This is a genomic window from Bradyrhizobium sp. USDA 4451, assembly GCF_054822585.1.
Genome location: NZ_JBTRCH010000001.1, coordinates 4,649,921 through 4,676,224 on the forward strand (window position 1 = coordinate 4,649,921; position 26,304 = coordinate 4,676,224).

A 26,304-nucleotide genomic window follows, 5' to 3' on the forward strand; every position below is an offset into this window, starting at 1 on the left:
TGCCTGCGCTATTCTGCCGCAGCACCAGCCGCCTCAATTACCAAAGTTTAATTCCGCAGCCAGCGCGCTGTAAGGCTGATGACCCCATGTTCAGATGCATCAGGTGCTCGCCCCGCACCAATGATTCTGGCCCTGGAGATTTCAGCCAATGACCGAACGTCCCGACCTCTCGACCCTTCCGTCCTACAAGGCGCCGAAGCGCGCGCTGTTTTCCGCCCGCAAACTCGCGCTAATGGCTTCGGTCGTGGCCGGCCTCGGTGCCGCCAGCTACGGCTTCAGCCCCTCGCATAATCCCGCCGACCTGTTCACGACCCCCGCGCATGCGCAGGTCAATAACGAGGTCAAGAAGGTCCAGCAGCCGGTCGGGTTCGCCGACATCGTCGAGCGCGTCAAGCCGTCGGTGATCTCGGTCAAGGTCAACATCCGCGAGAAGGTCGCCAAGGACGACGGCGGCAACAATGACGATTCGCCGTTCCAGCCGGGTTCGCCGATGGAGCGCTTCTTCCGCCGCTTCGGCGGTCCGGATGGCTTGCCCCCGGGTCTGCGCGGTGGGCCGCGTGGCGGTGGCGTGGTGACCGGTCAGGGCTCCGGCTTCTTCATCTCGGCTGACGGCTATGCCGTGACCAACAATCACGTCGTCGACGGCGCCGACAAGGTCGAAGTCACGACCGATGACGGCAAGACCTATTCCGCCAAGGTGATCGGCACCGATCCGAAGACCGACCTCGCGCTGATCAAGGTCGAGGGTGGCCCGAACTTCCAGTTCGCCAAGCTCTCCGACAGCAAGCCGCGCATCGGCGACTGGGTGCTGGCGGTCGGCAATCCGTTTGGCCTCGGCGGCACCGTGACCGCGGGCATCGTCTCCGCCTCCGGCCGCGACATCGGTAACGGCCCGTATGACGATTTCATCCAGATCGATGCGCCCGTGAACAAGGGCAATTCGGGCGGCCCGGCGTTCGACGTCTCGGGCGAGGTGATGGGCGTCAACACTGCGATCTACTCGCCGTCCGGCGGCAGCGTCGGCATCGCGTTCTCGATTCCCGCGGCGACCGTGAAGAGCGTCGTCGCCCAGCTGAAGGACAAGGGCTCGGTCAGCCGCGGCTGGATCGGGGTCCAGATCCAGCCGGTGACCTCCGACATCGCCGACAGCCTCGGCATGAAGAAGGCCGAAGGCGCGCTGGTTGCCGAACCGCAGGCCAACGGCCCCGCGGCCAAGGCCGGCATCGAGTCCGGTGACGTCATCACCGCCGTCAATGGCGAGCCGGTGAAGGATGCGCGCGAACTCGCCCGCACCATCGGCGGCATCGCGCCCGGCAATGCCGTGAAGCTGAACGTGCTGCACAAGGGCCAGGACAAGGTCGTCAACATCACGCTCGGCCAGTTGCCGAACAATCTGGAAGCCAAGGCTGACACCGACAACAGCGACAGGGGCAACTCGTCGCGCGGCACCGATGTGCCGAAGCTCGGCCTCACCGTGGCTCCCGCCAACAGCGTGGCCGGCGCCGGCAAGGAAGGCGTGGTCGTGACCGAAGTCGATCCCAAGAGTGCTGCCGCCGAGCGGGGCTTCAAGGAAGGCGACGTGATCCTCGAGGTTGCCGGCAAGTCCGTCGGCACCGCCGGCGAGGTCCGTGATGCGATCACCGCGGCCCGCAGCGACAACAAGAACAGCGTTCTCATGCGCGTGAAGAGCGGCGGTTCGTCGCGCTTTGTGGCAGTGCCGCTAGCCAAGGGATAACTACATATGAGTTGGAAAGCGTCGCCGGCATTCGTCGCCCCCGCCGACGGCGCTTTCCGGGGGGTGGGCCCCTTGCTCGCTCCCTATGTTGCCTTTCGATGGAATATGCCCCCCTCCGTCGGAAGGTCTCAGGGCGGTGAAGTCCCCCAGCTTCACCGCCCACTTTTTCCCAACCCGCACGATCCGGAAAACTGGGGACCGGTTTTCCGGTCAGATCATGCGGCAGCTCAATTTACAGATTATGCGCGGTCGTCTTGCATGTGCAGGCCGGCCGCGCCATGCTGACAGAGGGCCCATTCCCGTGACCGCAACCGCTCCGCAAATGCGCATCCTGATCATCGAAGACGACCGCGAGTCAGCCGACTATCTGGTCAAGGCGTTCCGCGAAGTCGGCTACATCGCCGATCTCGCCTCCGACGGCGAGGAAGGGCTGTCGATGGCCGAAACCGGCGATTACGACGTGCTGGTGGTGGATCGCATGCTGCCGAAGCGGGATGGGCTATCGCTGATCGGCATCCTGCGCGACAAGGGCAACCGGACGCCGGTGCTGATCCTCTCGGCGCTCGGCCAGGTCGACGACCGCATCAAGGGCCTGCGCGCCGGCGGTGACGACTATCTGCCGAAACCCTATTCGTTCGCCGAGCTGCTCGCGCGCGTCGAGGTGCTGTCGCGGCGCAATGTCGGACCGGCCGAGGAGACCACCTACAAGGTGGGCGATCTCGAGCTCGACCGGCTGTCGCATCGCGTCGCCCGCGGCAAGGACGAGCTGACCTTGCAGCCGCGCGAGTTCCGCCTGCTCGAATATCTGATGAAGCATGCAGGCCAGGTGGTGACGCGCACGATGCTGCTGGAGAACGTCTGGGACTATCATTTCGATCCGCAGACCAACGTGATCGACGTGCACATCTCGCGGCTGCGCTCCAAGATCGACAAGGGTTTTGAGCGGCCGCTGCTGCATACCATCCGCGGCGCGGGGTATATGATCCGTGACGGCATTCGGTAAACTGATCCGGACCACGGCGTTTCGGCTGACGCTGGTCTATCTGTTCCTGTTCGCGCTGTTTGCCGCCTCGCTGCTGGCTTACTTCGCCTGGAACACGCGGCGGCTGATCACCGAGCAGATCACGACGACGGTCAATGTCGAGATCAGCGAGATCACCGACATCTACAACCGTCGCGGCCTGCGCGGCCTGCTCGGCACCATGGGCAACCGTGCGCTGCGGCCGGGCGCCAACCTCTATCTGGTGACGGCGCCGAACGGGCAGATGCTGGCCGGCAATGTCGGCGCGCTGGCGCCGGGCGTGATGAGCATGCAGGGCTGGACCGAGACCGCCTATCGCCGGCTCGACGACCAGGACCAGACCGATCACCGCGCGCTGGTGCGCGTCACCCAGATGGAGAACGGCTTCCGCCTTTTGGTCGGGCGCGACCTCGAGGAGCGGCGGCGGCTGTTCGGCATCGTCGCCAAGGCCGCGCAATGGTCGATCCTGGTCGTCATCGTGCTCGGCCTCGGCGGCGGCATCTTCGTCGCGCGCCGCGTGCTGCATCGGATCGACGCCATGACCGGCACCACCAAGCGGATCATGGCGGGCGATCTCTCGGGCCGGCTGCCGGTCGGCCGCAGCGGCGACGAGCTCGACCGCCTCGCGGAAAATCTCAATGCCATGCTGGAGCGCATCGAGGCGCTGATGACGGGGCTGAAGGAGGTCTCCGACAACATCGCCCATGACCTCAAGACGCCGCTGACGCGGCTGCGCAACCGCGCCGAGGAGGCGCTGGCGCGGTCGGGCACCGAGACCGACTATCGTGCGGCGCTGGAGCGGACCATCGAGGAGTCCGACGGCCTGATCCGCACCTTCAACGCGCTGTTGATGATCGCGCGCGCCGAATCCGGTCAGGCGCGCGGCAATATGGATGATTTCGACGGCGCCGACGTCGCCAACGGCATCCACGAGCTGTACGAGCCGCTCGCCGAGGACGACGGCATGACGCTGCAGGTCAGGACCGCGCCGGCGCCGATACACGGCAACCGCGAATTGATCAGCCAGGCGGTTGCCAACCTGGTCGAGAATGCCATCAAATATGGCAAGCCGGATCCGGGCGTGGAGCCGATGAAGGCCGATGCGCGCGAGATCCTGATCGAGGCGCGGCGCGAGGGCGACCAGGTGCTGCTCAGTGTCATCGACCATGGCCCGGGTATCCCCGAGGGCGACCGCAAGCACGCGGTCGAGCGCTTTGTCCGGCTCGAGGCGAGCCGCACCTTACCCGGTTCCGGTCTTGGCCTGAGCCTGGCCTCGGCAGTGGCCACGCTCCATGGCGGCGAGCTGAGGCTCGGCGACGCCCATCCGGGGCTGGTCGCGACCCTGGTGCTGCCCGCGCGGGCCGGCGGCAGTGACAGGCTTGCGGCTCAAACACAGGATGTGCCACAGAAGGCGGCATGAATGCCGCCGCGCCGGGGAACGCGGATCGACATCGTCTGGCCGCGCGGTTCGCGGACGGGCCGCATGTCGCCGCGCCCCAATCCGCCGATCAGCGCCTGACCGACTGGTTCGCCGAGCTCGAGCCGGCGCAGTCGAGCGCACTCGATGCATTGCTGGAATATCCGTTCGCACGGGACATCCTGTGCGGCATCGCCGAGTTCTCGCCCTATCTGTTCGAGCTCGCCCGCGCCGATGCCGCGCGGCTGATCCGGATCCTGTCATGCGACCCGGAACAGCATCTCGCGGGCCTGATCGAGACCACCTCGCGCGAGGTGCTCGCCGCCGGCAGCGAGGCCGACGTGATGGCTCTGCTTCGCCGCATGAAGGCGGAGGCCGCGCTGATGATCGCGCTGTGCGACATCGGCGGCGTCTGGCCGGTGATGCGGGTGACGGCGGCTCTGACCGACATCGCGGTAAATTCGGTGCAATCGGCCCTGCGCTATCTGTTCCGGCAGGAGGTCGCGCGCGGCCGGATGACCGCTGTCGATCCCGAGCATCCGGAGATCGGCTCGGGCCTGATCGTGCTCGCGATGGGCAAGATGGGCGCAGGCGAGCTGAACTACTCCAGCGACATCGACCTGATCGTGTTCTTCGACCGCAGCGCCACCTCGCTCGCCGAGGACATCGAGCCGCAGCCGTTCTTCGTGCGCGTCACCCAGGCGATGGCGCGGATGCTGCAGCAGCGCTCGGGCGACGGCTATGTGTTCCGGGTCGATCTCCGGCTGCGCCCGGACCCGGCCTCGACCCAGGTCGCGATCTCGACCGACGCAGCCTTGCACTATTACGAGCGCGAGGGACGCACCTGGGAGCGCGCCGCGATGATCAAGGCGCGGCCCTGCGCCGGCGATCCCAGGGCCGGCGAGGCGCTGATCGGCGAGCTGGCGCCGTTCGTCTGGCGCAAGCATCTGGACTTTGCCGCGCTGGCCGATGTCCACGACATGAAGCGGCAGATGCAGACCTATCGCGGCCAGAGCGAGATCTCGGTCGAGGGCCACAACGTCAAGGTCGGCCGCGGCGGCATCCGCGAGATCGAATTCTTCGCCCAGACCCAGCAGCTGATCGCCGGCGGCCGCCATCCGGAGCTGCGGGTGCGGCCGACGCTGGAGGCGCTCAACGTGCTCGCCAACAGCAACTGGATCACCTTCGAGGCGCGCGACGAGCTGACGAGGGCCTACGAATTCCTGCGCCGGGTCGAGCATCGGCTGCAGATGATAGCCGACGAGCAGACCCACTCGCTGCCCGAAGCGCCTGACGACGTCGAGCGGTTCGCGCATTTCTTCGGCTACGCGAATCGCGAGGCGTTCGCCAGGGATCTGCTCGGCCAGCTCAAGATCGTGCAGAACCATTACGGCAAGCTGTTCGAGGGCGACGATCCGACCGGCACCGCGAAGCTGCCGGATGTCGACTACGGTGCAGGGCCGGACGACGGCCGGCTGATCGAGCATCTCGCCCAGCTCGGCTTCAAGAAGCCGGTCGCGGTCGCGGGCACCGTGCAGCAATGGATCGGAGGCGACTATCGCGCGCTGCGCGTGGAGGCGACGCGGGCGGCGTTCCTCGAATTCATTCCGGGCCTGATCGACGGTCTTGCGCATGCCGAGGAACCCGACGATGCAGTTGCGGCGTTCGACCGTTTCCTCGGCGCGCTGCAACGGGGCGGGCGGCTGATCTCGCTGCTCAGCCAGAACCGCGATTTCGTCGCGCTGGTGGCGCTGATCCTCGGTGCTGCGCCGCGGCTCGGCGACATGCTGGCGCGGCAGCCGCAGATCATGGATGGCCTGGTCGACCCGCGCTTCTTCGGCGCGATGCCGGACAAGAAGGAATTGTCGGAGCGGCTTGCCGCCACGCTGCAGGACGCGTCGTCCTATGAGGACTTCCTGGATCGCCTGAGATTGTTCGGCCAGGAGAGCCTGTTCCTGATCGGCACGCGGATCCTGTCCGGCACGGTGTCGGCGCAGCACGCCAGCACGGCCTTTGCCGATGTGGCGGAGGGCATCGTGCACACCGTGCACGGCCTCGTCACCGACCAGTTCGCCGCGCAATATGGCCGCATCAAGGGGCAGGAGACCGCGATCATCGCGATGGGCCGGCTCGGCAGCCGCGAGATGACGGCGTCGTCCGATCTCGACCTGATCACGCTCTACGATTTCGACAGCGAGGCGCCGGATTCCGACGGCGAGCGTTCGCTGCACGGCGCGCAGTATTTTGCCCGCTTCACCCAGCGCCTGATCAGCGCCTTCACGACCCGCACCAATTATGGCGTGCTTTATGAGGTCGACATGCGGCTGCGTCCCTCGGGACGCGCCGGCCCGGTCGCCTCGCGGATCGACGCGTTCGCCGACTACCAGGAGCGCGAGGCGTGGACCTGGGAGCACATGGCGCTGACGCGCGCCCGCGTGATCTCGTCGTCGCCGCAGTTCCGCGAGCGGATCGAGGCGATCATCCGCAGCGTGCTGACCCGGCCGCGCGACGCCGCGTCGACCGCGGCTGACGTCGCCGACATGCGGCGGGCGATCGCGCTGGAGAAGGGCGAGGACGACGTCTGGGACCTCAAGCTCGCCGCTGGCGGGCTCGTCGATATCGATTTCATCGCGCAATATCTCCAGCTCGCGCACGCATCGGCGAAGCCGGAGATCCTCAGCGTCTCGACGCTGCAGGTGCTCGACAATGCCGCCAAGCTCGGCCTGCTCGGCCAGTCCGAGGCTGAGATCCTGCGCTCGGCGGCGCGGCTCTATCATGATTTGACGCAGATCCTGCGGCTCTGCGTCACCGGCAAGTTCAATCCGGAGACCGCGGGCGAAGACCTGCTGCGCGTGATGGCGCGCGCCGGCGACACGCCGGATTTCTCCGCTCTGGAAGCCCGCCTGCGCGAGACCCAGAGCGAGGTGCGCCGCGTGTTCAATGCGATCGTAGGGTAGAGCGGTTAGCTCACCTGCGCAGGGTGGGCAAAGCGTAGCGTGCCCACCATTCCAGCACGGCACTTGAAGGTGGGCACGGCGCAGGGCGCCCCTGCCCACCCTACGATATCACGTCCGTCATCCTGAGGAGCGCGTAGCGCGTCTCGAAGGATGCACGGCCACCAGCCGGGCCGTCGACCCTTCGAGACGCCGCTCCGCGGCTCCTCAGGGTGACGGTGAGAGAGCTGAGCAAGCTTCCAATTTCAGTTACGCCTGCTGCTTCAGCTTCTGCAGCGCGTCGAGCACGTCGGGATCGAGGCCGGCGCCGCCGGCGTCGAGATGGGCGAAGATCTGCTTGCGCATCCGCGGGTCCCAGAACTTCCAGATGTGCTCGGAGATGCCCTGTACGGCGCGGTCGTGGCCCTGGCTGTGGAAGAACTTCCCGATCTGGTTCGCCATATAGACCAGTTTGTCAGGCGACGACGACATAAGTGGACTCCTTGCCGGGCACCACGCCTGTGACGCGTTCCGGATGCGTGAAGATTTCAAATCCATCGGCGCGGGCGATCGCGGCGAGCGTGATGCCGGCGGCCTCCGCCATCCGCACCGCAAGCGCTGTCGGCGCCGACACCGCCGCGATCAACGGCGCGCCGATCGTGGCGGTCTTCTGCACCATCTCGACCGAGACGCGGCTGGTCAGCAGCATCATGCCTTCGCTCGTGACCACCTTGTCGCGGGCCAGCGCGCCGGCGAGCTTGTCGAGCGCATTGTGGCGGCCGACATCCTCGCGCAGCGCCACAATGCCGCGCGCGGCGGTCCAGAACGCGGCGGCGTGCACGGCGCGGGTCTGGTGATTGATCTCCTGCAGCGGCGCGACTGCCGCGACCGCGGTCATGATCTCGCGCGGCGAGAAGATGCGGCCCGCGGGCACCACCGCGGCCGGCCGGACCGCCTCGGCGATGGAATCGATACCGCAGAGGCCACAGCCGGTCGGTCCGGCGATATTCCTGCGGCGTTGCGCGATCTGCTCGGCCTTGTCGGGCTTGAGCCACATCCTGAGCTCGATGCCGTCATCGAGCTCGACGATGTCGAGCGTCTCGATCTCGTCGGCCGATCGCACGATGCCTTCGCTCAGGCTGAATCCGACGGCGAAATCGCCGAGGTCCTCGGGCGAGCCCATCATCACGGCGTAGGTGCCGCCATTATAGGTCAGCGCCAGCGGCGTCTCTTCCGGGATCAGGCGTGCGCCGTCGCTGAAGACGCCGTCGCGCCAGACCTTCCGGATCGCCTTGTGGACCGGTTCGCGCATCGCTACTCCGCGGCTTCCACCACCGGCGCGATGCGACGGGAGTGGCGTGCCTGCTCGTCATAGGCCTTCTGCCAGTCGGACGGACCGTTCGACGGCGAGATCTGCACGGCCGTCACCTTGTACTCCGGACAGTTGGTCGCCCAGTCCGAGAAGTCGGTGGTGATGACGTTGGCCTGGGTGTCGGGGTGATGGAACGTGGTGTAGACCACGCCCGGCGCGACGCGGTCAGTGATCTCGGCGCGCAGCGTGGTCTCGCCGGCGCGGCTCGCCAGCCGCACCCAGTCGCCGTCGCGCACGCCGCGCTGCTCGGCATCGTGCGGGTGGATCTCCAGCCGGTCCTCGGCGTGCCAGACCACGTTCTCGGTGCGCCTTGTCTGCGCGCCGACATTGTACTGGCTGAGGATGCGGCCGGTGGTGAGCAGCAGCGGGAAGCGCGGACCGGTGCGCTCGTCGGTCGCGACATATTCGGTGACGATGAACTTGCCCTTGCCGCGCACGAAGCCGCCGATATGCATCACCGGCGTGCCTTCCGGCGCCTTCTCGTTGCAGGGCCACTGCACCGAGCCGAGCTCGTCGAGCTTGGCGTAGGAGACGCCCGTGAAGGTCGGCGTCAGCGCCGCGATCTCGTCCATGATCTCCGACGGATGGTTGTAGTGCATCTCGAAGCCCATCGCCTTGGCGAGCAGGATCGTCACTTCCCAGTCGGCGTAGCCGTTGCGCGGCGTCATCACCTTGCGGACGCGCTGGATGCGGCGCTCGGCATTGGTGAAGGTACCGTCCTTTTCCAGGAAGGTCGAGCCGGGCAGGAACACATGGGCGTAGTTCGCGGTCTCGTTCAGGAACAGGTCGTGGACGATGACGCATTCCATCGCCGACAGTGCCGCGACGACATGCTTGGTGTTCGGATCGGATTGCAGGATATCCTCGCCCTGCACGTAGAGCCCCATGAAGGTGCCTTCGATCGCGGCATCGAACATGTTGGGGATGCGCAGGCCCGGCTCCTTGTTGAGCTTGACGTTCCACATCGCCTCGAACTGCTCGCGCACGGCGTCGCCCGAGATATGGCGGTAGCCGGGCAGTTCGTGCGGGAACGAGCCCATGTCGCAGGAGCCCTGCACGTTATTCTGGCCGCGCAGCGGGTTCACGCCGACGCCGGGCCGGCCGATATTGCCGGTCGCCATCGCGAGGTTGGCGATCGCGATCACGGTGGTGGAGCCCTGGCTGTGCTCGGTGACGCCGAGCCCGTAATAGATCGCGCCGTTGCCGCCGGTGGCATAAATCCGCGCCGCTTCGCGCAGATCCTTCGGATCGACGCCGGTCATGATCGCGGTCGATTCGGGGCTGTATTTGTCCTGGGCGACGAAGGCCGCCCATTCCTCGAACTCGCTCCAGTCGCAGCGCTCGCGCACGAAGCTTTCATTGACGAGCCCTTCGGTGACGATGACGTGGGCGAGCGCCGTGACCACGGCGACGTTGGTGCCGGGCATCAGCGGCAGGTGCAGCGCCTTGACGTGCGGCGATTCCACCATCTCGGTGCGGCGCGGATCGAGCACGATCAGCCTGGCGCCCTGGCGCAGCCGCTTCTTCAGCCGCGAGGCGAATACAGGGTGAGCCGAGGCCGGATTGGCGCCGATGATCATCACAACGTCGGTGTCTTCCACCGAATCGAAATCCTGTGTGCCGGCCGAAGTTCCAAAGGTCTGCGACAGGCCGTAGCCGGTCGGCGAATGGCAGACCCGGGCGCAGGTGTCGACATTGTTGTTGCCGAAGCCGCCGCGGATCAGCTTCTGCATCAGATAGGTCTCTTCATTGGTGCAGCGTGACGAGGTGATGCCGCCGACCGCGTCGCGGCCGTATTTCTGCTGGATGCCCTTGAACTTCGCGGCGGCGAAGTTGAACGCCTCGTCCCATGACACTTCCTGCCAGGGGTCCTCGATCCGCTCGCGGATCATCGGCTTCAGGATGCGCTCCTTGTGAGTGGTGTAGCCCCAGGCGAAGCGGCCCTTGACGCAGGAATGGCCGCGATTGGCCTTGCCGTCCTTCCACGGCACCATGCGCACCACTTCCTCGCCGCGCATCTCGGCCTTGAAGGCGCAGCCGACGCCGCAATAGGCGCAGGTGGTGATGACCGAGTGCTCGGGCTGGCCGATCTCGATCACGGATTTCTCGGTCAGCGTCGCGGTCGGGCAGGCCTGCACGCAGGCGCCGCAGGAGACGCATTCGGAGCCGAGGAAGCTCTCGCTCATGCCGGGCGAGACGCGGCTGTCGAAGCCGCGGCCGGCAATCGTCAGCGCGAAGGTGCCTTGCACCTCCTCGCAGGCGCGGACGCAGCGCGAGCAGACGATGCACTTCGAGGGATCGTAGGTGAAGTACGGATTGGATTCGTCCTTCGGCATCCAATTGTCGTTTTCGCAGCCGTGCGATTTGGCGAACACATGGTTCTCGCCCTCATAGCCGTAGCGCACGTCGCGCAGGCCGACCGCACCCGCCATGTCTTGCAATTCGCAGTCGCCATTCGCGGCACAGGTCAGGCAGTCCAGCGGATGGTCGGAGATGTAGAGCTCCATCACGCCCTTGCGCAGCTGCTTCAGCCGCTCGCTCTGGGTGTGCACGACGAGGCCGGACATCACCGGCGTGGTGCAGGAGGCCGGCGTGCCGGCGCGGCCCTCGATCTCGACCAGGCAGAGCCGGCAGGAGCCGAAGGCGTCGACCATGTCGGTCGCGCAGAGCTTTGGAATCTGGGTGCCGGCTTCCATCGCCGCGCGCATGATCGAGGTGCCCTCGGGCACGGTGATCTGGTTGCCGTCGATGGTCAGCGTGACCATCGTCTCGGATTTGGACTTGGGCGTGCCGAAATCGATTTCCTGGATCAGCGACATCGTGATCTCCTGTTATTCCGCGGCCTGCAGCCGGGCCGGTGCGGGACCGAAATCTTCCCGGAAGTGTTTCAGTGCACTCATCACGGGGTAGGGCGTGAAGCCGCCGAGTGCGCACAGCGAGCCGAACTTCATGGTGTTGCAGAGGTCTTCGATCACGGCGAGGTTCTCCGCGACGCGCTCGCCGTTGATGATCTTGTTGATGGTCTCGACGCCGCGGGTCGAGCCGATCCGGCACGGCGTGCACTTGCCGCAGGATTCGACTGCGCAGAACTCCATCGCAAAGCGGGCCTGCTTGACCATGTCGACGGTGTCGTCGAACACCACGATGCCGCCATGGCCGATCAGGCCGTCGCGCGCGGCAAACGCCTCATAGTCGAACGGCGTGTCGAACAGCGCGCGGGGGAAGTAGGCACCTAACGGGCCGCCGACCTGCACTGCGCGCACCTCCCGTCCGGTGAAGGTGCCGCCGCCGATCTCGTCGACGAGCTCGCCGAGCGTGACGCCGAACGCGGTCTCGAACAGGCCGCCATATCTGATATTGCCGGCGAGCTGGATCGGCATCGTGCCGCGCGAGCGGCCCATGCCGAAATCGGCATAGGCCTTGGCGCCGTTGTCGAGGATGAAGGGGATTGCCGCGAACGACAGCACGTTGTTGATCACGCTCGGACGGCCGAACAGGCCCTTATGCGCCGGCAGCGGCGGCTTTGCGCGGACGATGCCGCGGCGGCCCTCCAGGCTTTCCAAGAGCGAGGTCTCTTCGCCGCAGACATAGGCGCCGGCGCCGACCCGGACTTCGAGATCGAACTCATGCTTGGTGCCGCCGATCCGCTTGCCGAGCAGGCCGGCGCGGCGGGCGGCCGCGATCGCGGCGTTCATCGCCTCGACCGCATGGGGATATTCCGAGCGGATGTAGATGTAGCCCTTGGTGGCGCCGACCGTGATGCCCGCGATCGTCATGCCCTCGATCACGACGAAGGGGTCGCCTTCCATGATCATGCGGTCGGCGAAGGTGCCGCTGTCGCCCTCGTCGGCGTTGCAGACGATGTATTTGCGGTCGGCATTGGCCTGCGCCACGGTCTTCCACTTGATGCCGGTCGGGAAGCCGGCGCCGCCGCGGCCCGCGCAGGCCCGAGGTCGTGACATCGGCAAGGATCTGGTCGGAGGTCAGCGTCAGGGCCCGCTCGAGGCCCTTGTAGCCGCCATGGGCGCGGTAATCGTCGACCGAGCGCGGATCGACCACGCCGCAGCGCACGAACGTCAGCCGGGTCTGCCGCTTCAGCCAGGCAATCTCGTCCGTGACACCAAGCCGCAGGGCGTGCTGGCCGTTACCAGCCATCGCATCGAGCAGCGCAGGCACGTCCGCCGGCGTCACCGGACCGAAGGCGATACGGCCTTGCCCGGTCGAAAGCTCGACCATCGGCTCCAGCCAGCACAGCCCGCGCGAGCCGTTCCTGACGATCTCGATCGCTGCGCCACGGGCTGCTGCGGCCTGCTCGAAGGCGAGCGCGACATCGTCGGCGCCGACGGCGACGGCCGCGGCATCGCGGGGGACGTAGATCCGCATCGTCATCGCTGTGCCTCCGCGACCAGCGCGTCGATCCGCGCTTCATCGAGCCGGCCGACCACGCGGCCGTCCAGCATCGCCGACGGCGCGGTGGCGCACAGCCCGAGGCAATAGATCGGCTCCAGCGTCACGCGGTCATCCGCCGTGGTATTGCCCAGAGCAACGCCAAGCTTGGCCTCCGCGCGCGCCGCAAGCGCATCGCCGCCGGCGGCCTGGCAGGCCTCGGCGCGGCACAGCTTGAGGACGTGGCGTCCGGCCGGTTGCTTGCGGAAGTCATGGTAGAAGGTGAACACGCCGTGCACCTCGGCGCGAGACAGGTTGAGCGCCTCGGCAACCATCGGGATCGCCGGCTCCGGCACGTAGCCGAATGCCTCCTGCAACGCGTGCAGGATCACCAGCGTGGCGCCTTCAAGCCCGGCATGCTCGGCGATGATCTCGGCGCCGCGCGCCTTGTCCCAAGGTTCGTATCCCACCGTCATCAGCGCTTCTCACGATCTGTTTTTTGCTGTGCGCATCTGAGTTGGAATCGTTCGAAACATCAATAAAGCTGTCTCATGCGGCGATTGCGAAACGCGATTAATAGCGTTGTCGAATGGGTCGATCCGGGATCGCAATAATGTTCTGGAATCACGCACTTCCGGGGCGCTTTGGATTTCGGGATCGCACCCCGATCGTGCTACCTATGGCCGCGTCGGGCTGTCGCCCGGGGCACCGTTTTCCGAAGGGATTTGAACCTTGATCGACAAGCTGGAACTTCTGCTGGCGCTGGCCAAGGAGCGGCATTTCGGCCGGGCTGCGGAGGCCTGCGGCGTCACCCAGCCCACCATGTCGACCAGCCTCAAGCAGCTCGAGGAGATCCTCGGCGTCATGCTGGTGCAGCGCGGATCCCGTTTCCAGGGTTTTACGCCGGAGGGCGAACGGACGCTGGACTGGGCGCGGCGCATCGTCGGCGACGCGCGCGCGATGAAGCAGGAGATCAACAGCCTGAAGGACAAGCTGTCGGGCGAGATCCGGATCGCCGCGATCCCGACCGCGCTCGGCATGGTGGCCGCGCTCACCACGCCGTTCCGCGCGCGCCATCCCGATGTCCGCTTCCGCATCCAGTCGTGCACGTCGGCCGACGTGCTCGGCCTGTTGGAGAACCTCGAGGTCGATGCCGGGCTGACCTACATCGAGAACGAGCCGATCGGCAAGGTCCGCACCATCCCGCTCTACAACGAGAGCTATCGGCTGTTGACGGCGCCGGATGCGATGTTCGGCGACCGCAAGCAGGTGACGTGGAAGGAGGTCGGCACCGTGCCGCTCTGCCTGCTGACGCCCGACATGCAGAACCGTCGCATCATCGATCGCGCGCTGACCTCGGTCGGCGCGGAGGCGACGCCAACACTGACATCGAATTCGCTGCTCGTGCTCTACACCCACGTGAAGACCGGACGCTGGGCCAGCGTGATGCCGGCCAAGCTCGCCGAAACGCTCGGCCTTGCGGATGCCGTGCGCAGCATTCCGATCGTCGATCCGGTGGTGGACTATAGCGTCGGCCTGGTGATCCCGCAGCGTGATCCGATGACGCCGCTGATCGCAGCCCTCGTGCAGGTCGCGCGCGAGGTCGCGCCGACGCTGGAGAGCACGTAAGCGCGCAGACATCGGCCGAGGCTCTGTCACGACGGTTCCGCTTCAGAGCGCAGGGCTAGGCGCCGAACGCAATCGTTTGCTTCACGTAGCAACGGTGGAACTCACGGACGGTTGAACGGTTTCATTGCGGCGTCCCGATCAGCGAGAGGAGCCGCTTTGAATCGTCGCCAGTTACTCCACGGATCGGCCGTGTTGCCGATACTCTTGCTGTTGTCGCAGCGTGAGGCCGCAGCCGCAGGGAACACGCCGGACGCGCCTTTCAACCCGTCGACGGTGAGGGAGCTGGCGCGCAGCCTCGCAGCCAAATCGTTCGTGGCACCGGACGAGAAGTTGCCGAACGGCCTCACCGACCTGAACTACGACCAGTACCGCTCGATCCGCTTCGTGCCGGAGCGCGCCTTGTGGCGCGGCGCGAAGCTGCCGTTCGAAGCGCAGTTCTTCCATCGCGGCTTCTTCTACAAGAACAAGGTCCAGATCTTCGAGGTCGCGGACGGCAAGGTCAGCGAGATCGGCTACAGCAAGGACATGTTCTCGTTCGGTGATACGGTACCCCCCTTCACCGAGGCGGATCTCGGCTTCGCGGGATTTCGCATCCATGCGCCGATCAACAAGCCGGATTATTACGACGAGGTCTGCGTCTTCCTCGGCGCGAGCTACTTTCGCGCCGTGGCCAAGGACGAGACCTATGGCCTGTCGGCGCGCGGCCTCTCGATCGATACCGGCGAGGCCAAGGGCGAAGAGTTTCCGTTCTTCAAGGCGTTCTGGCTCGAGCGTCCGGTGCCCAACGCGACCTCGCTGGTAATTCATGCCTTGCTCGACAGCAGGAGCTGCGCGGCGAGCTATCGCTTCACGATCAGGCCCGGCAAGACCACGGTGTTCGATGTCGAGGCATCGCTCTATCCGCGCGCCGATCTCGAGCACATAGGTCTTGCGCCGATGACGAGCATGTTCTTCTTCGGGCCGAACGACCGCAACGAGGTCGACGACTTCAGGCCGTCGGTGCACGATTCCGACGGGCTTGCGATCTACAACGGCAAGGGCGAGAGCCTGTGGCGTCCGCTGAGCAATCCGCGCGACCTTCAGATCAGCACGTTCCAGGATATCAATCCGCATGGCTTCGGGCTGATGCAGCGGGAGAAGAATTTCTTCGCCTATCAGGATATCGAATCGAGCTTCGAGAAGCGTCCGAGCCTGTGGGTCGAGCCGATCGGCGACTGGGGCGAGGGCGCGGTGATCCTGTTCGAGATCCCGACCAGGGAGGAGATCCACGACAACATCGCCGCGTTCTGGCGGCCGAAGGCGCCGCTCAAAGCCAAGAGCGAGACCAATCTGACCTACCGGCTGCACTGGGGACCTGATGCGCCGAAGCCGCATTCGCTGGCGCGCTTCACGCGCACCGGCATCGGCGCACATGGCGAGAACAGCAAGCTGTTCGTGCTCGACCTGTTCGGCGACAATCTGAAGGGGATCGATCCTGCGAGCATCAAGGGTGTCGTGTCGGCCGAGAAGGCCGAGATCACGAACATCGTCACGCAGCCGAACCCGAATACCGGCGGATGGCGGCTCAGCTTCCAGTGCGCGGTCAAGAAGGAGCCGATCGAGCTGCGCGCGCATCTCGCGCAGGACGACAAGCCGCTCTCGGAGATCTGGGTCTATCGATGGGCGCCATAGTCACGTCGCCTCGTCGGGACGTCGCCGCGGCGGCCGACGGCTTCCTGCCACACGAGAGCCCGCTTGCGATGGCGACCGCCGATCTCGGTCAGCCGCCGCATGCGGTGAGCAAGCCGGTGTCGGTCGGTGCGGGCATGTTGATGCGCCGCGCCTTCGTGCTGATGCTGACCGTCGCGCTGACCGGCGCCGGCGCCTACGAGATGTACATGGTGGTCCAGGTCGGCGGCGTGACGATCATGGAGTGGATGGTGCTGGTGCTGTTCGTGGCACTGCTCGCCTGGATCGCATTCTCGTTTGCCTCGGGGCTGGCCGGCTTCTTCGTGCTGCTTCGGCGCAAGGGCAACGCGTTGCCGATCTCCGCGGATGGCCCGTTGCCGCAGCTCGCGAGCCGGACCGCGGTGCTGCTCCCGACCTACAACGAGAATCCGCATCAATTGATGGCGCGCCTGCGCGCCATCTACGAGTCCGTCGAGGCGACCGGGCAGGGCGAACGCTTCGACTGGTTCGTGCTGAGCGACACCCGTGATCCCGATATCTGGATCGCCGAGGAGCAGGCGTTCCTCGCGCTGAGCGAGGCCTGCGGCGGACGGCTCTACTATCGGCATCGCGCCGACAACACGGCGCGGAAGTCCGGCAATGTCGGTGAGTGGATCACGCGGTTCGGCGGCGGCTATCAGTTCATGATCGTGCTCGACGCCGACAGCCTGATGTCGGGCGACACCATGGTGCGGATGGTTCATGCCATGGAGACCAATCCGCAGGCGGCGCTGCTGCAGACGCTGCCCGTCATCGTCAACGCGCGCAGCCTGTTCAGCCGCCTGCAGCAATTTGCCGGCCGGCTCTACGGGCCGATGGTCGCCGCCGGTGTCGCGTGGTGGCACGGCTCCGAGGGCAATTACTGGGGACACAATGCCATCATCCGGATTCAGGCTTTTGCGGAGCAGGCCGGCTTGCCCGAGCTCTCCGGGCGCAAGCCGTTCGGCGGGCACATCCTAAGCCATGATTTCGTCGAGGCGGCGCTGATGCGGCGCGCGGGCTGGGGCATCTACATGGCGCCGGTGCTCGGCGGCAGTTTTGAGGAGGTGCCGCCGTCGCTGCTGGATTTTGCCGCGCGCGACCGCCGCTGGTGCCAGGGCAATCTGCAGCATCTCGCCGTGCTGAGGACGCGCCGCCTGCACTGGATCTCGCGGCTGCATTTCATGACCGGGATCGGCTCCTATGTCACCGCGCCGATGTGGCTGTCGTTCCTGCTGCTCGGAATCCTGATCTCGTTGCAGGCGCGCTTCATTCGCCCCGAATATTTTCCGAAGGGTTTTTCGCTGTTCCCGAACTGGCCGGCGCAGGACCCCGTGCTCGCCGCCTGGGTGTTCGGCCTCACCATGGCGCTGCTGATCGTGCCGAAGCTGCTCGGCTACGTCCTGCTGCTGACGCGGTCGGACCTGCGCCGGCAATTCGGCGGCGGCTTCCGCGCGCTTCTAGGCGTCATCGCCGAGGTGCTGATTTCCGCCATGATCGCGCCGGTCATGATGGTGTTCCAGTCGGTTGCCGTCATCGAGATCCTGCTCGGCCGCGACGCAGGCTGGCAGACGCAGCGGCGTGACGACGGCGAGGTCGAGCGCCGCGAGTTGTACCGGAAGTACGGCGTGCCCACCGCCTGCGGCGTCGCGATGGCGGCGAGCGCCTATGCGGTATCGTTGCCGCTGCTGCTGTGGATGTCGCCGGTGATCGTTGGCCTGTTGTGCGCGATCCCGATCGGCGCATGGACGGCCAGGCCTGCGATGCGCGGGCTGTTCGTGACGCCGGAGGAGAGCGGTCCGCCGAGCGTGCTGCTCCGCGCCAACGAACTGGCGTCGCGGCCTGCCCACGCATCTGCGCCCGCGCTGGCGACCTTGCGGGAGGATGCCGGCCTGCTGCAGCGGCATCTGTCGTCGCTGCCGCCGGCGCGGCGCAGCGGCCCGGGCGACATCGATCTTCATCGCGCGGTCGCGCGTGCGCGGATCGAGGCCAGCGACAGCTTCGACGAGGCCGTCACGCATCTCACGCCGCGCGAGACGCTGGCCGTGCTCGGCGATTCCGCGCTGCTGAAGGACGTGCTGGCGAAGTAGCGTGGGGGCTTCAGGCCGCTTCCGGCAGCCTGGTCTGCAGCGAGCGCGGATCGCGGGGCAGGGTGACGCGGACCACGGTGCCGACGCCGAGCTTGGAGCGCAGCTTCATCGAGCCGCCGTGCAGGTTGGTGAGCGAGCGCGCGATCGCAAGCCCGAGACCCGAGCCCTGGTAGCTCTTGGTGAGCTGGCTCTCGACCTGCTCGAACGGCTTGCCGAGCCGTCGCAGCGAGTCCGGTGCGATGCCGATGCCGCTGTCGGCGATCAGGAGCACGATCGAGTCGTCCAGCATCTGGCCGCGCACCAGCACGCGGCCGTGGTCGGGCGTGAACTTCACCGCGTTGGAGAGCAGGTTGACGATGATCTGCTTGACCGCGCGGCGGTCGGCGACGACCGAGATCGTGCTTTCGATGTCCGACTCCAGCGACAGGCCCTTGTGCTCGGCGCGGCCGGAGACCACCCGCAGCGACTCGGCGAGGATGCCGGAGAGGTCGAGCGGCTCCATGTCGAACTTCATGCGGCCGGCCTCGATCTTCGACATGTCGAGGATGTCGTTGATGACCTCGAGCAGGTATTTCCCCGACGTCAGGATGTCGTGGCAGTACTCCTCGTACTTGTCCGAGCCGAGCGTGCCGAACAGGCCGGAGCCCATGATCTCGGAGAAGCCGATGATGGCGTTGAGCGGCGTGCGCAGCTCATGGCTCATATTGGCGAGGAATTTCGACTTCGCGGCGTTGGCGTCCTCGGCACGGGTCTTTTCCTGCGAGTATTTCTCGGCGAGGTCGGCGAGCTCAACGGCCTGCCGCTCGAGCTCGGATTGCGAGCGCTGCAGGTCGATCACGGTGGCGCGCAGCCGCAGATCGTTGTCGACCAGCTTCTGCTCGTGCGCCTTGATGCGGGTGATGTCGGTGCCGACCGAGACGTAGCCGCCGTCCTTGGTGCGGCGCTCGCTGATGTGCAGCCAGCTGCCGTCGTCGAGCTGGGCCTCGAAGGTGCGGGCGCCCGGCGCCGGCACGCCGCTTTCGTGCAGGCGGGTGCGCACCTCGGGCATGCTGCCGACCTCGATCACGGTCTCGTAGGAGGTGCCGGGGCTGACGGCCGAGTCCGGCAGCTTGTGCAGCCGCTGGAAATGCGAGTTGCAGAGCACCAGGCGGTCATCGGCATCCCACAGCACGAAGGCCTCCGGAATGGTCTCGATGGCGTCGCGCAGGCGGAGGTCCGCTTCCACCGACTTCTCGGCGAGGCTCTTCTGCTCGGTGATGTCGACCGCGATGCCGATCAGGTGCAGGCCGCCGTCGGCGGCGGCATGGCTGAGCTCGCAGCGCACGCGCAGCCAGATCCAGTGGCCGCCGACATGGCGCATGCGGAAGCTCTGGTCGATGTGATCGATCTTGCCGGAGATCAGCTGGTCGGCGAAGTCGAACAGGTTGATGTCGTCGGAGTTCACCAGCGCGTTGACCTCGCCGAAGGTGAGCAGGTCGTTGCGGGTGTCGAGGCCGAGCAGGGTGAACATCGACTGCGACCAGAAGATCCTGCCGCGCGACAGGTCCCAGTCCCACAGGCCGCAGCGGCCGCGGTTGAGCGCGGTGTCGATCCGGCCGCGCACGGCGTCGTTGATCAGGTCGCCCTCGCGGGCGCGGGTCGATTGCCAGTGGAACGCGAAGCCGAGGATCAGCACCACGAAGCTCGTGGTCGCCGACAGCGTCACCGAGAGGGCGGCGTCCGATCCCCAGATCGGCTCGTTCATCTCCTGGATGACGACGACCTGGCCGGGCAGCGACTTGACCAGCGCCGAGATCGCCAGCGCGCTGCTGCCGTTCGGCAGCGTCATCTCGCTGACGGTGCCCTGCTGGCCCGGCGCGATCAGGAGCTGCGCGGTGGAGACGATGTCGAGGATGCGGTCGTTCTCGCCGGCGCCGTCGATCGGCACCCGCGCCAGCACGCGGTGATCGGCGCTGGTGATGATGACGTGGCGGCCATAGGCGATGCCCCAGGACGGGATCAGGTCCGGCAGCAGCTCCTGCATCCGTTCGATATTGGCGAGCCGCTCGCGACGCACCGAGGTGAGGCGATCGAGACGCTCGGCGATGATGTCCGAGAGCGCAGCAAGGTCGCGCTTCATCGCGCCGCGCTTCTGCCGGTTCTGGTCGATCACCTGGACGAAGGCGCCGAGGCAGATCGTGATGAGGAAGGCGATGATGAGAGTAGGCACAGCGCGGCGCAGTGCAGGTTCGGCCGTCAAGAGCCTGTGATAAGCCGGTTTCGCGATCGACTGCGCCAATCCCTTGATCGAATCGGATTGGACGCACGCGTTCGCTGCATGCGCGCGCGCCATGCCTTAGACCCCCGCTCTAAGCTGATTTTTACCCGGTTCGGATGCTCCCCACGATGCATCCGAATCATGATCATTTGAATCCAGATTTCCGGGACTGTCGAGAGTCAACGATTCGTTAATGCGAAATAATTCTTGTCAGAAACAGAATCGGGATGCGCAAAGTGAGTCCGAAAGGAGAACGGCTCCGTAGAATTACGCGCGCTCGGGTTCTGCGTGACTGATCACACGCTTCACGGTGGGGAACGCGCGGCGCATCTTGCGTTCGATTTCGTCGACGCCTTCGTGCACCTTGATCACACTCATCGTGGGCGCGGCGCGGCAATGGAAGTTGACGATCTCGCCGGCATCGGTGTTGCGCACCCGCACATTATGGATGTCGTGGATCGCGCCGCCATCGGCAAATCCGGTCAGCGCCGCCTTGATGGTTTCGATACGCTCGGGTGCGGCGTCGGTTCCCCACGGCAGTTCCGGCTCGAGCGGCTCGATATGGGTGTCGACCTCGACGTCCTCGCCAAAATCCTCGCGGATCGCACGCTCGAGCTCGTGAGCGATGTCGTGCGCGGCATCGAGCGCCATGTCGCTGTCGACCTCGAGATCGATGCTGACGATCAGCTTGCCGCCGATGTCGTGAACGGTAACATGATGGATGGCGAGGCCGGAGTTGCGCGCGATCACCATGATGCGCTCGCGCACGCTCTCATTGTCGCGCGCCACAGGCACCGCGGTGAAGGTGAGGTCGGCATCGCCGAAGGTCTTGCTGACAGCCTCCTGCGCCCGGCACTTGATGTCCTCGACGCGGTCGATCGGGTAGGTGCGCGGCACGGTGGCGATGGCGTCGATGAAGTGCGTCGCGCCGACCATGCGGACCCTCAGGCGCTCGACGTCGACCACGCCCGGCACGGCCTTGATGGCGGCGGTGGCCTTTTCCAGCGCGCCTTCCGGCGCGCGGTCGAGCAGGGTCTCGACCGTCTCCCGCGCCATGCGCAGGCCGAGCAGGGCGATCATCACGGCGACCGCGATCGCCGCCGCGGCGTCGCCCCACCAGAACCCGAGGCCGGCCAGCACGAGGCCGACGATGACGGCCAGCGAGCCCATCACGTCGGAGGCGAAATGCAGCGCGTCGGCGGCCAGCGCCTGGCTCTTGGTGTCGCGCGCGGCGCGATGCAGCGCGCGGGCGCGCCACAGATTGACGCCGATATCGAGCAGCAGGACGACGAACGGAATGGCCGAGATCGACGGCGGCGGCGCGCCTTCGCGGAGATGGCTGTAGGCCTGGACCAGGATGCCGCCGGCCAGCACATAGAGCAGGGCGATGATGAAGAGTGCCGAGACGCTCTCGAACTTGCCGTGGCCGTAATGATGCTCGGCATCGGCCGGCTGGTCCGACACCCGCACCACCGCCCAGGTGATGATGGTCGCGACCAGGTCGATCGACGAGTGCAGCGCCTCCGAGATCAGCGCCAGCGATCCGATCGCGATGCCGACGACGAATTTTGCCAACGCCATGGTGCCACTGGCGAGGATCGAGATCGCCGCGACGGAGGTCTTGGTGGAGGCTGCGCTGGTGTCGGAAGAGCTCATGGGCGGCGGTTTAGCAGGCCATCTGTGAACATCAAGTGTCGTCAGTCACGCGTCATGCGCAATCGCAACTCACTTGCAAGAGCGAATATCGAGAGAGAGTTGTTGCGAACTGTTCCGAATCCAGGGCATGCGTTGCTCAACTTCACCAACCTCATCAAGTTCATCCAGGCATCGAGCGTCGTTCTCGCGGCGCGTTTCGCCCGAGCTTTGCAAATTCGTTCGCCCTCGGAAGAGGGCGCAGGGAATGCCGGGTGCGCGCTGCACCCGCGGTCCCGTGTGCAAAAGTGGAAACAAAAACGCACACGAGCATACAGGTTCAGCGGGAGACACTCCGGCATTCCCTGCGCGATGGGTTTACGGCTTACTTCGTGCTCTCCCCGGCGAGACCGGGCTTGCTTGTCACCGTCTCCGCAAGAGCGCCTAAGCGCCTTGCGGAGAGACACCTGCCACTGGGGCGTCAGGACCACACGACTTCACCGTCCGCCTCATGCATGCTCGTCAGTCACACACGCGGCGGCCACCGCATCTCATCGCAACACCCGTGACGATCGCGAAGCGCCCCTCGATCGGATGAGACGGGGAGTTCATACATCAAGTTTCGATTCGGATAAAGCGAAATATTTTTGCAGCGAGGGGTTGACGGATTTTGCTGAGTTGCCCGTCGTGTCGAATGGGCAACAGTCATCGTCACCGCAACTGGACGATCCTGCTTATCGCGAGACGGCAGGCGCGCTATCATGACCATGGCTTTGACAAGATTGAACCGGAGGCTGGTCGCTGATCGACCCTGACGGATGCCGAGAGGACAGTCTTGGATGACATTGGACGGAAGAGGGACACGCCAATGAACTCCACGCCCACGCCGAATGCAGGTGAGGCTGGTGAGGGCCCGATCGCGAGCGCCGATGAGCGACTTGCGGAAGCCCACAAGCAGATCGCCCGCGCTGATGAAGAGCTCACGCGTTTGAGCGAGCAGCTCGCAAGGATGGAGCGCGACGCTGCATCCCCACCGCCGGCTGAAGCTGAGCCGCCCTCGGTCGGACCTGCGCCTGCTCCTGCCCCCGCTCCTGCATCGGCCGGGCCCGGCCCGCAACCATCTTCGGGAAGGCCGGCTTTCCGGGCCCTTGCCGCCTTGTCGATGGCGGGGTGTGTCGTTGTCGCTGTCCTGGCTTCGCAGTCGTCGTATGGTGCGCGGGCCAAGCTGGCTGTCGCCCGCTGGGTGCCGCAGCTCGCGTCAGCTCCGTCACTGCCGCCGGACGATCCGCCGCTTCCCGCGCAGCCCGCTCCATCTGCGGTTCAAGTTGCCGCGGCGGACGCCCCGCCACCGCAACCGACGCCTGCGCCTTCGACCGCAACGCCGGACGCAGCGCCGAAAGCGGCGCAGGACAGCGCGCCGCCAGCTCCTCCGGCGCTTCCCAATCAAACCGAGCTGCTGCAAACCATTGCGCGCGATCTCGCGAACATGCAGCGGAACATCGAACAGCTCAAGGCGGACCAGCAGCAAACGGCCCGCGAGAGCTCCAAAGCCATCGAGGAACTCAAGGCAAGCCAGGAGGAATTGAAACGGGCGCTCGCGAAGGTTTCCGAGCCGAAGACGTCGGCGCCTCCGACGCCGCCGGCTCCAACTGCGCGCAAGCCGCAGCGGACGTATGAGCCGCCTTACGCGAGAGCGCCGCCGCGAATGCCGAGGGAATGGCTCTACGACGATTGGTAGCCATCGATGCGATGATGATCGATTCTGATCCGGCAGTAGCGCCTCGATTGAGAATTCGGCGCGGCGTCACTTTCGGTTATCCCCATCAGCGCAGTGGTCTCGTGCCCCGTCAAAGCCGGGCGGAATGTGACGTCGACACACCGTTGACGCGCCGTCGAAGAAGTTCGGTTCAGTCATGTTGCTGACGCATTCTCTGGCTTAGTCGGGCGCAATAACCAAAAACACTGTGTGGGACCACTGCGGTTCCCACATTGGTTCCGTCGCCAGAATTGGCGCGAGTCCGCAAAAGTACCGGTCCGAGTGAACGCCTCCACGTTCGTTCGACCTTGTCTTGCGGAGTCGGGAACCAAACGATCGAAAAAATCAGTCAAGGAGTTATGATGCTGTTCGGCTCGAGCGCCGCAGTCTGCGGCGCCGTGGTTGCGCTCGCCATTTTTGGCCCCGCTACTGGAAGTGAAATCGGTACCGTTCATTCAAGCGACGTCGTCAATGCTGCCTGTGGAGATGCGATCGTTGGCGCAGCGTCCATGTACAATCCGTTCAAGCCCGGCAAGGAAGAGGGCGGTCCGAGCACAGCCTCCGGCGAGCGCTACGATCGCACGGTCTGGGCGGCGGCCATCAAGACAAGCCTGCGCCGGAAGTTCGGTGGCGTCCAATTCGGCGCGAGGCCGAAATATGCCCTGGTCGAGGCTGTCGGCAAGAAGGTCATCGTCAAGATCAACGATGTGGGGCCGCTCAGGCCCGGCCGCATCATCGACCTCAATGAGCGGACGATGCGCTATTTCGATCCGAGTCTGGAGATCGGAGTCATTCGCGACGTAAAAGTCAGCCCGCTTGCGGGGGACTATTGGAGCCCCGGACCGGTCGGCTAGCTGTGCCAGTATTTGGCGAGGCGGACGGTTGCTTTGCTCCCTGCAACTCCGCCCAGACCAAAGCACGCGAAGGCTCCGAGGAGCACGACAGCGGTCCAGTCACTGTGAATGCCTCCCTGTACATGACCGAGACAGGAGATCCCGATCGACAGGGCAGCGAAGCCAAATAGGGCTGCTCCGAGCGCGAACCCCACCGCGCCCGCGAGCAGGACAACCAATGAGGTGCGCTTCACTTCCACCATCCGAACTCCCACAGCGCGCGTAGGCTGGGTTAGTACTACTGCGTCACAAGCGCTCTTTCAGCCGATCCTGAGAGGCCGTGAACGAATCCAGCCGTCATTGCGAGCGAAGCGAAGCAATCCATCGGCCCGCAAACGCGGTTGGATGGATTGCTTCGTCGCTATCGCTCCTCGCAATGACGGCGGAGGCAGAATTATGACGCAGTAAGATTAGCCGGAGGCGTAACCCGCCGTTGCGTCGAAGACGGGATGGCGGATTGCGTTGCGCTGATCCGCCCTACGCGCCTACAGCGTCACCACGATCTTGCCGAGGTGCTTGTTGGCTTCCATGTGCTCGAAAGCCTTGCCGATGTCGGCGAATTTGTAGACCTGGTCGATCGGCAGCTGCAACTTGCGCGCTTCGACCGCCGGCCAGATGTCCTTGCGCACCTCGTCGAAGATCGCGCGGATCTCTTCGATCGTGCGGGTGCGGAAGGTGACGCCGATATACTGGATGCGGCGCGCCGCGTGCAGGTCGAAGTTGAAGTCGCCATGGGTGCCGCCGAGCCGGCCGACATTGACGATGCGGCCCTTGACCTTGGTCGCCTTCAGATTCTGGTTGGCGACCGGCCCCGAGACCTGATCGACGATCAGGTCGACGCCTTCGCCCGCGGTTGCCTGCAACACCTGATCGACCCAGCCGGGATCCTTCGAGTCCACCGCGAGATCGGCGCCGAATTCCGTCAAGCGGCCGCGCCGCATCGGATCGGTCGACGATCCCACCACGAGCTTGGCGCCCTTCAGTTTCGCGATCTGCATCGCCATCAGGCCGACCCCGGAACTCGCGCCCTGGATCAGCACGGTCTGGCCCGGCTGCAACGCGCCATTGGTGACGACGGCGTTATGCATGGTGGCCAGTGCGACGGGAAGCGTGGCGGCTTCGTCGAAGTTCATGTTCGATGGTGCCCGGAACAGCCGGCCGTGATCGGCCAGCGTATATTCGGCGAACGCCGCGGCGCCGGAGCCCATGATCTTGTCGCCGACCTTGACGCCCCTGGCATCGGGGCCGAGCTCGGCGACCTCGCCAGCCCATTCCATGCCGAGCACGGTGCCGACGCCGCCGGCCGCGCCGTGGGCGTGGCCCTTGGTCATGCCGAGATCGGCGCGGTTCAGCCCGCAGGCGTGCACCTTGACCAGCACCTGCGTGCCTTTCGGCACGGGCTTGGCGACATCGGTGATTTCTGCGCCATTGGCGCCGTAGACATAGGCTTTCATAGGCTTGTTCTCGGGCTTGTTCTCGTTGTGTCGTCTGATGCGA

Annotated in this window: 17 protein-coding genes and 1 pseudogene; 9 read left to right on the forward strand and 9 right to left on the reverse strand. The window is 65.7% G+C overall.

Features of this window, described 5'->3' with window-relative positions; all coding sequences use genetic code 11:
• The first annotated feature begins 148 nt into the window (after positions 1–148).
• The 4 genes from ACVMB0_RS21350 (at position 149) to ACVMB0_RS21365 (ending at position 7,130) form a co-directional block, all read left to right on the forward strand.
• Positions 149–1,735 (forward strand): Do family serine endopeptidase, encoded by a 1,587-nt coding sequence (locus ACVMB0_RS21350; RefSeq protein ID WP_461347566.1) that lies wholly within the window; start codon positions 149–151, stop codon positions 1,733–1,735.
• A 322-nt stretch (positions 1,736–2,057) separates the two neighbouring features.
• Entirely contained in the window at positions 2,058–2,738 is a 681-nt protein-coding gene (locus tag ACVMB0_RS21355; protein ID WP_106319421.1) for a winged helix-turn-helix domain-containing protein, read from the forward strand.
• Positions 2,722–4,176: a sensor histidine kinase gene (locus tag ACVMB0_RS21360; RefSeq protein ID WP_461347567.1), complete on the forward strand. Its 1,455-nt coding sequence runs from the start codon at positions 2,722–2,724 to the stop codon at positions 4,174–4,176. The genes ACVMB0_RS21355 and ACVMB0_RS21360 overlap by 17 nt, the downstream gene beginning before the upstream one ends.
• Complete coding sequence (locus ACVMB0_RS21365; RefSeq protein WP_461347568.1) at positions 4,173–7,130, forward strand: bifunctional [glutamine synthetase] adenylyltransferase/[glutamine synthetase]-adenylyl-L-tyrosine phosphorylase; 2,958 nt, start codon at positions 4,173–4,175, stop codon at positions 7,128–7,130. The genes ACVMB0_RS21360 and ACVMB0_RS21365 overlap by 4 nt, the downstream gene beginning before the upstream one ends.
• Positions 7,131–7,376: 246 nt before the next feature.
• Here ACVMB0_RS21365 and ACVMB0_RS21370 read toward each other — a convergent pair whose 3' ends face one another.
• The 5 genes and pseudogenes from ACVMB0_RS21370 to ACVMB0_RS21390 all read right to left on the reverse strand — a co-directional run bounded on the left by ACVMB0_RS21370 (position 7,377) and on the right by ACVMB0_RS21390 (position 13,340).
• Positions 7,377–7,598, reverse strand: coding sequence for a formate dehydrogenase subunit delta (locus ACVMB0_RS21370; RefSeq protein ID WP_050405110.1), 222 nt, complete (start codon positions 7,596–7,598; stop codon positions 7,377–7,379).
• A complete protein-coding gene (gene fdhD / locus ACVMB0_RS21375) occupies positions 7,582–8,418 on the reverse strand; it encodes a formate dehydrogenase accessory sulfurtransferase FdhD (protein WP_461347569.1) in 837 nt (278 codons plus the stop codon). Before fdhD ends, ACVMB0_RS21370 begins: the two co-directional genes overlap by 17 nt.
• A gap of 2 nt (positions 8,419–8,420) precedes the next feature.
• Positions 8,421–11,297: a formate dehydrogenase subunit alpha gene (fdhF, locus tag ACVMB0_RS21380; protein WP_461347570.1), complete on the reverse strand. Its 2,877-nt coding sequence runs from the start codon at positions 11,295–11,297 to the stop codon at positions 8,421–8,423.
• Positions 11,298–11,309: 12 nt separating this feature from the next.
• Positions 11,310–12,867 (reverse strand): annotated as a pseudogene (locus ACVMB0_RS21385) (NADH-ubiquinone oxidoreductase-F iron-sulfur binding region domain-containing protein).
• Complete coding sequence (locus ACVMB0_RS21390; RefSeq protein WP_028331545.1) at positions 12,864–13,340, reverse strand: formate dehydrogenase subunit gamma; 477 nt, start codon at positions 13,338–13,340, stop codon at positions 12,864–12,866. The pseudogene ACVMB0_RS21385 and the gene ACVMB0_RS21390 overlap by 4 nt, the downstream one beginning before the upstream one ends.
• A gap of 256 nt (positions 13,341–13,596) precedes the next feature.
• Here ACVMB0_RS21390 and ACVMB0_RS21395 point away from each other — a divergent pair, with 256 nt between their 5' ends.
• From ACVMB0_RS21395 to mdoH, 3 genes are all read left to right on the forward strand, one after another.
• Positions 13,597–14,493 carry a LysR family transcriptional regulator gene (locus ACVMB0_RS21395; protein ID WP_456755713.1) on the forward strand — a complete coding sequence of 299 codons (897 nt, stop codon included), beginning with the start codon at positions 13,597–13,599 and terminating at the stop codon, positions 14,491–14,493.
• Positions 14,494–14,691: 198 nt separating this feature from the next.
• Positions 14,692–16,164: a glucan biosynthesis protein G gene (locus ACVMB0_RS21400; protein WP_461349692.1), complete on the forward strand. Its 1,473-nt coding sequence runs from the start codon at positions 14,692–14,694 to the stop codon at positions 16,162–16,164.
• Positions 16,152–18,269: a glucans biosynthesis glucosyltransferase MdoH gene (gene mdoH / locus ACVMB0_RS21405; protein WP_461347571.1), complete on the forward strand. Its 2,118-nt coding sequence runs from the start codon at positions 16,152–16,154 to the stop codon at positions 18,267–18,269. The genes ACVMB0_RS21400 and mdoH overlap by 13 nt, the downstream gene beginning before the upstream one ends.
• Before the next feature lie 10 nt (positions 18,270–18,279).
• Here mdoH and ACVMB0_RS21410 read toward each other — a convergent pair whose 3' ends face one another.
• Positions 18,280–20,601, reverse strand: a complete 2,322-nt coding sequence (locus ACVMB0_RS21410; protein ID WP_461347572.1) for a sensor histidine kinase — start codon at positions 20,599–20,601, stop codon at positions 18,280–18,282.
• 192 nt (positions 20,602–20,793) lie between these two features.
• Positions 20,794–22,182: a cation diffusion facilitator family transporter gene (locus ACVMB0_RS21415; RefSeq protein ID WP_461347573.1), complete on the reverse strand. Its 1,389-nt coding sequence runs from the start codon at positions 22,180–22,182 to the stop codon at positions 20,794–20,796.
• 844 nt (positions 22,183–23,026) lie between these two features.
• Between ACVMB0_RS21415 and ACVMB0_RS21420 the strand changes: the two genes are divergently transcribed.
• Together ACVMB0_RS21420 and ACVMB0_RS21425 are read left to right on the forward strand one after the other, a co-directional pair.
• Positions 23,027–23,896 (forward strand): hypothetical protein, encoded by an 870-nt coding sequence (locus ACVMB0_RS21420; protein WP_461347574.1) that lies wholly within the window; start codon positions 23,027–23,029, stop codon positions 23,894–23,896.
• A gap of 377 nt (positions 23,897–24,273) precedes the next feature.
• Entirely contained in the window at positions 24,274–24,768 is a 495-nt protein-coding gene (locus tag ACVMB0_RS21425; RefSeq protein WP_456755708.1) for an RlpA-like double-psi beta-barrel domain-containing protein, read from the forward strand.
• Here ACVMB0_RS21425 and ACVMB0_RS21430 read toward each other — a convergent pair.
• Together ACVMB0_RS21430 and ACVMB0_RS21435 are read right to left on the reverse strand one after the other, a co-directional pair.
• Positions 24,765–25,010 carry a hypothetical protein gene (locus tag ACVMB0_RS21430; protein ID WP_461347575.1) on the reverse strand — a complete coding sequence of 82 codons (246 nt, stop codon included), beginning with the start codon at positions 25,008–25,010 and terminating at the stop codon, positions 24,765–24,767. The two genes, ACVMB0_RS21425 and ACVMB0_RS21430, sit on opposite strands and share 4 nt — an antisense overlap.
• A gap of 282 nt (positions 25,011–25,292) precedes the next feature.
• Positions 25,293–26,261: a zinc-binding dehydrogenase gene (locus tag ACVMB0_RS21435; protein ID WP_461347576.1), complete on the reverse strand. Its 969-nt coding sequence runs from the start codon at positions 26,259–26,261 to the stop codon at positions 25,293–25,295.
• Between the last annotated feature and the right edge of the window lie 43 nt (positions 26,262–26,304).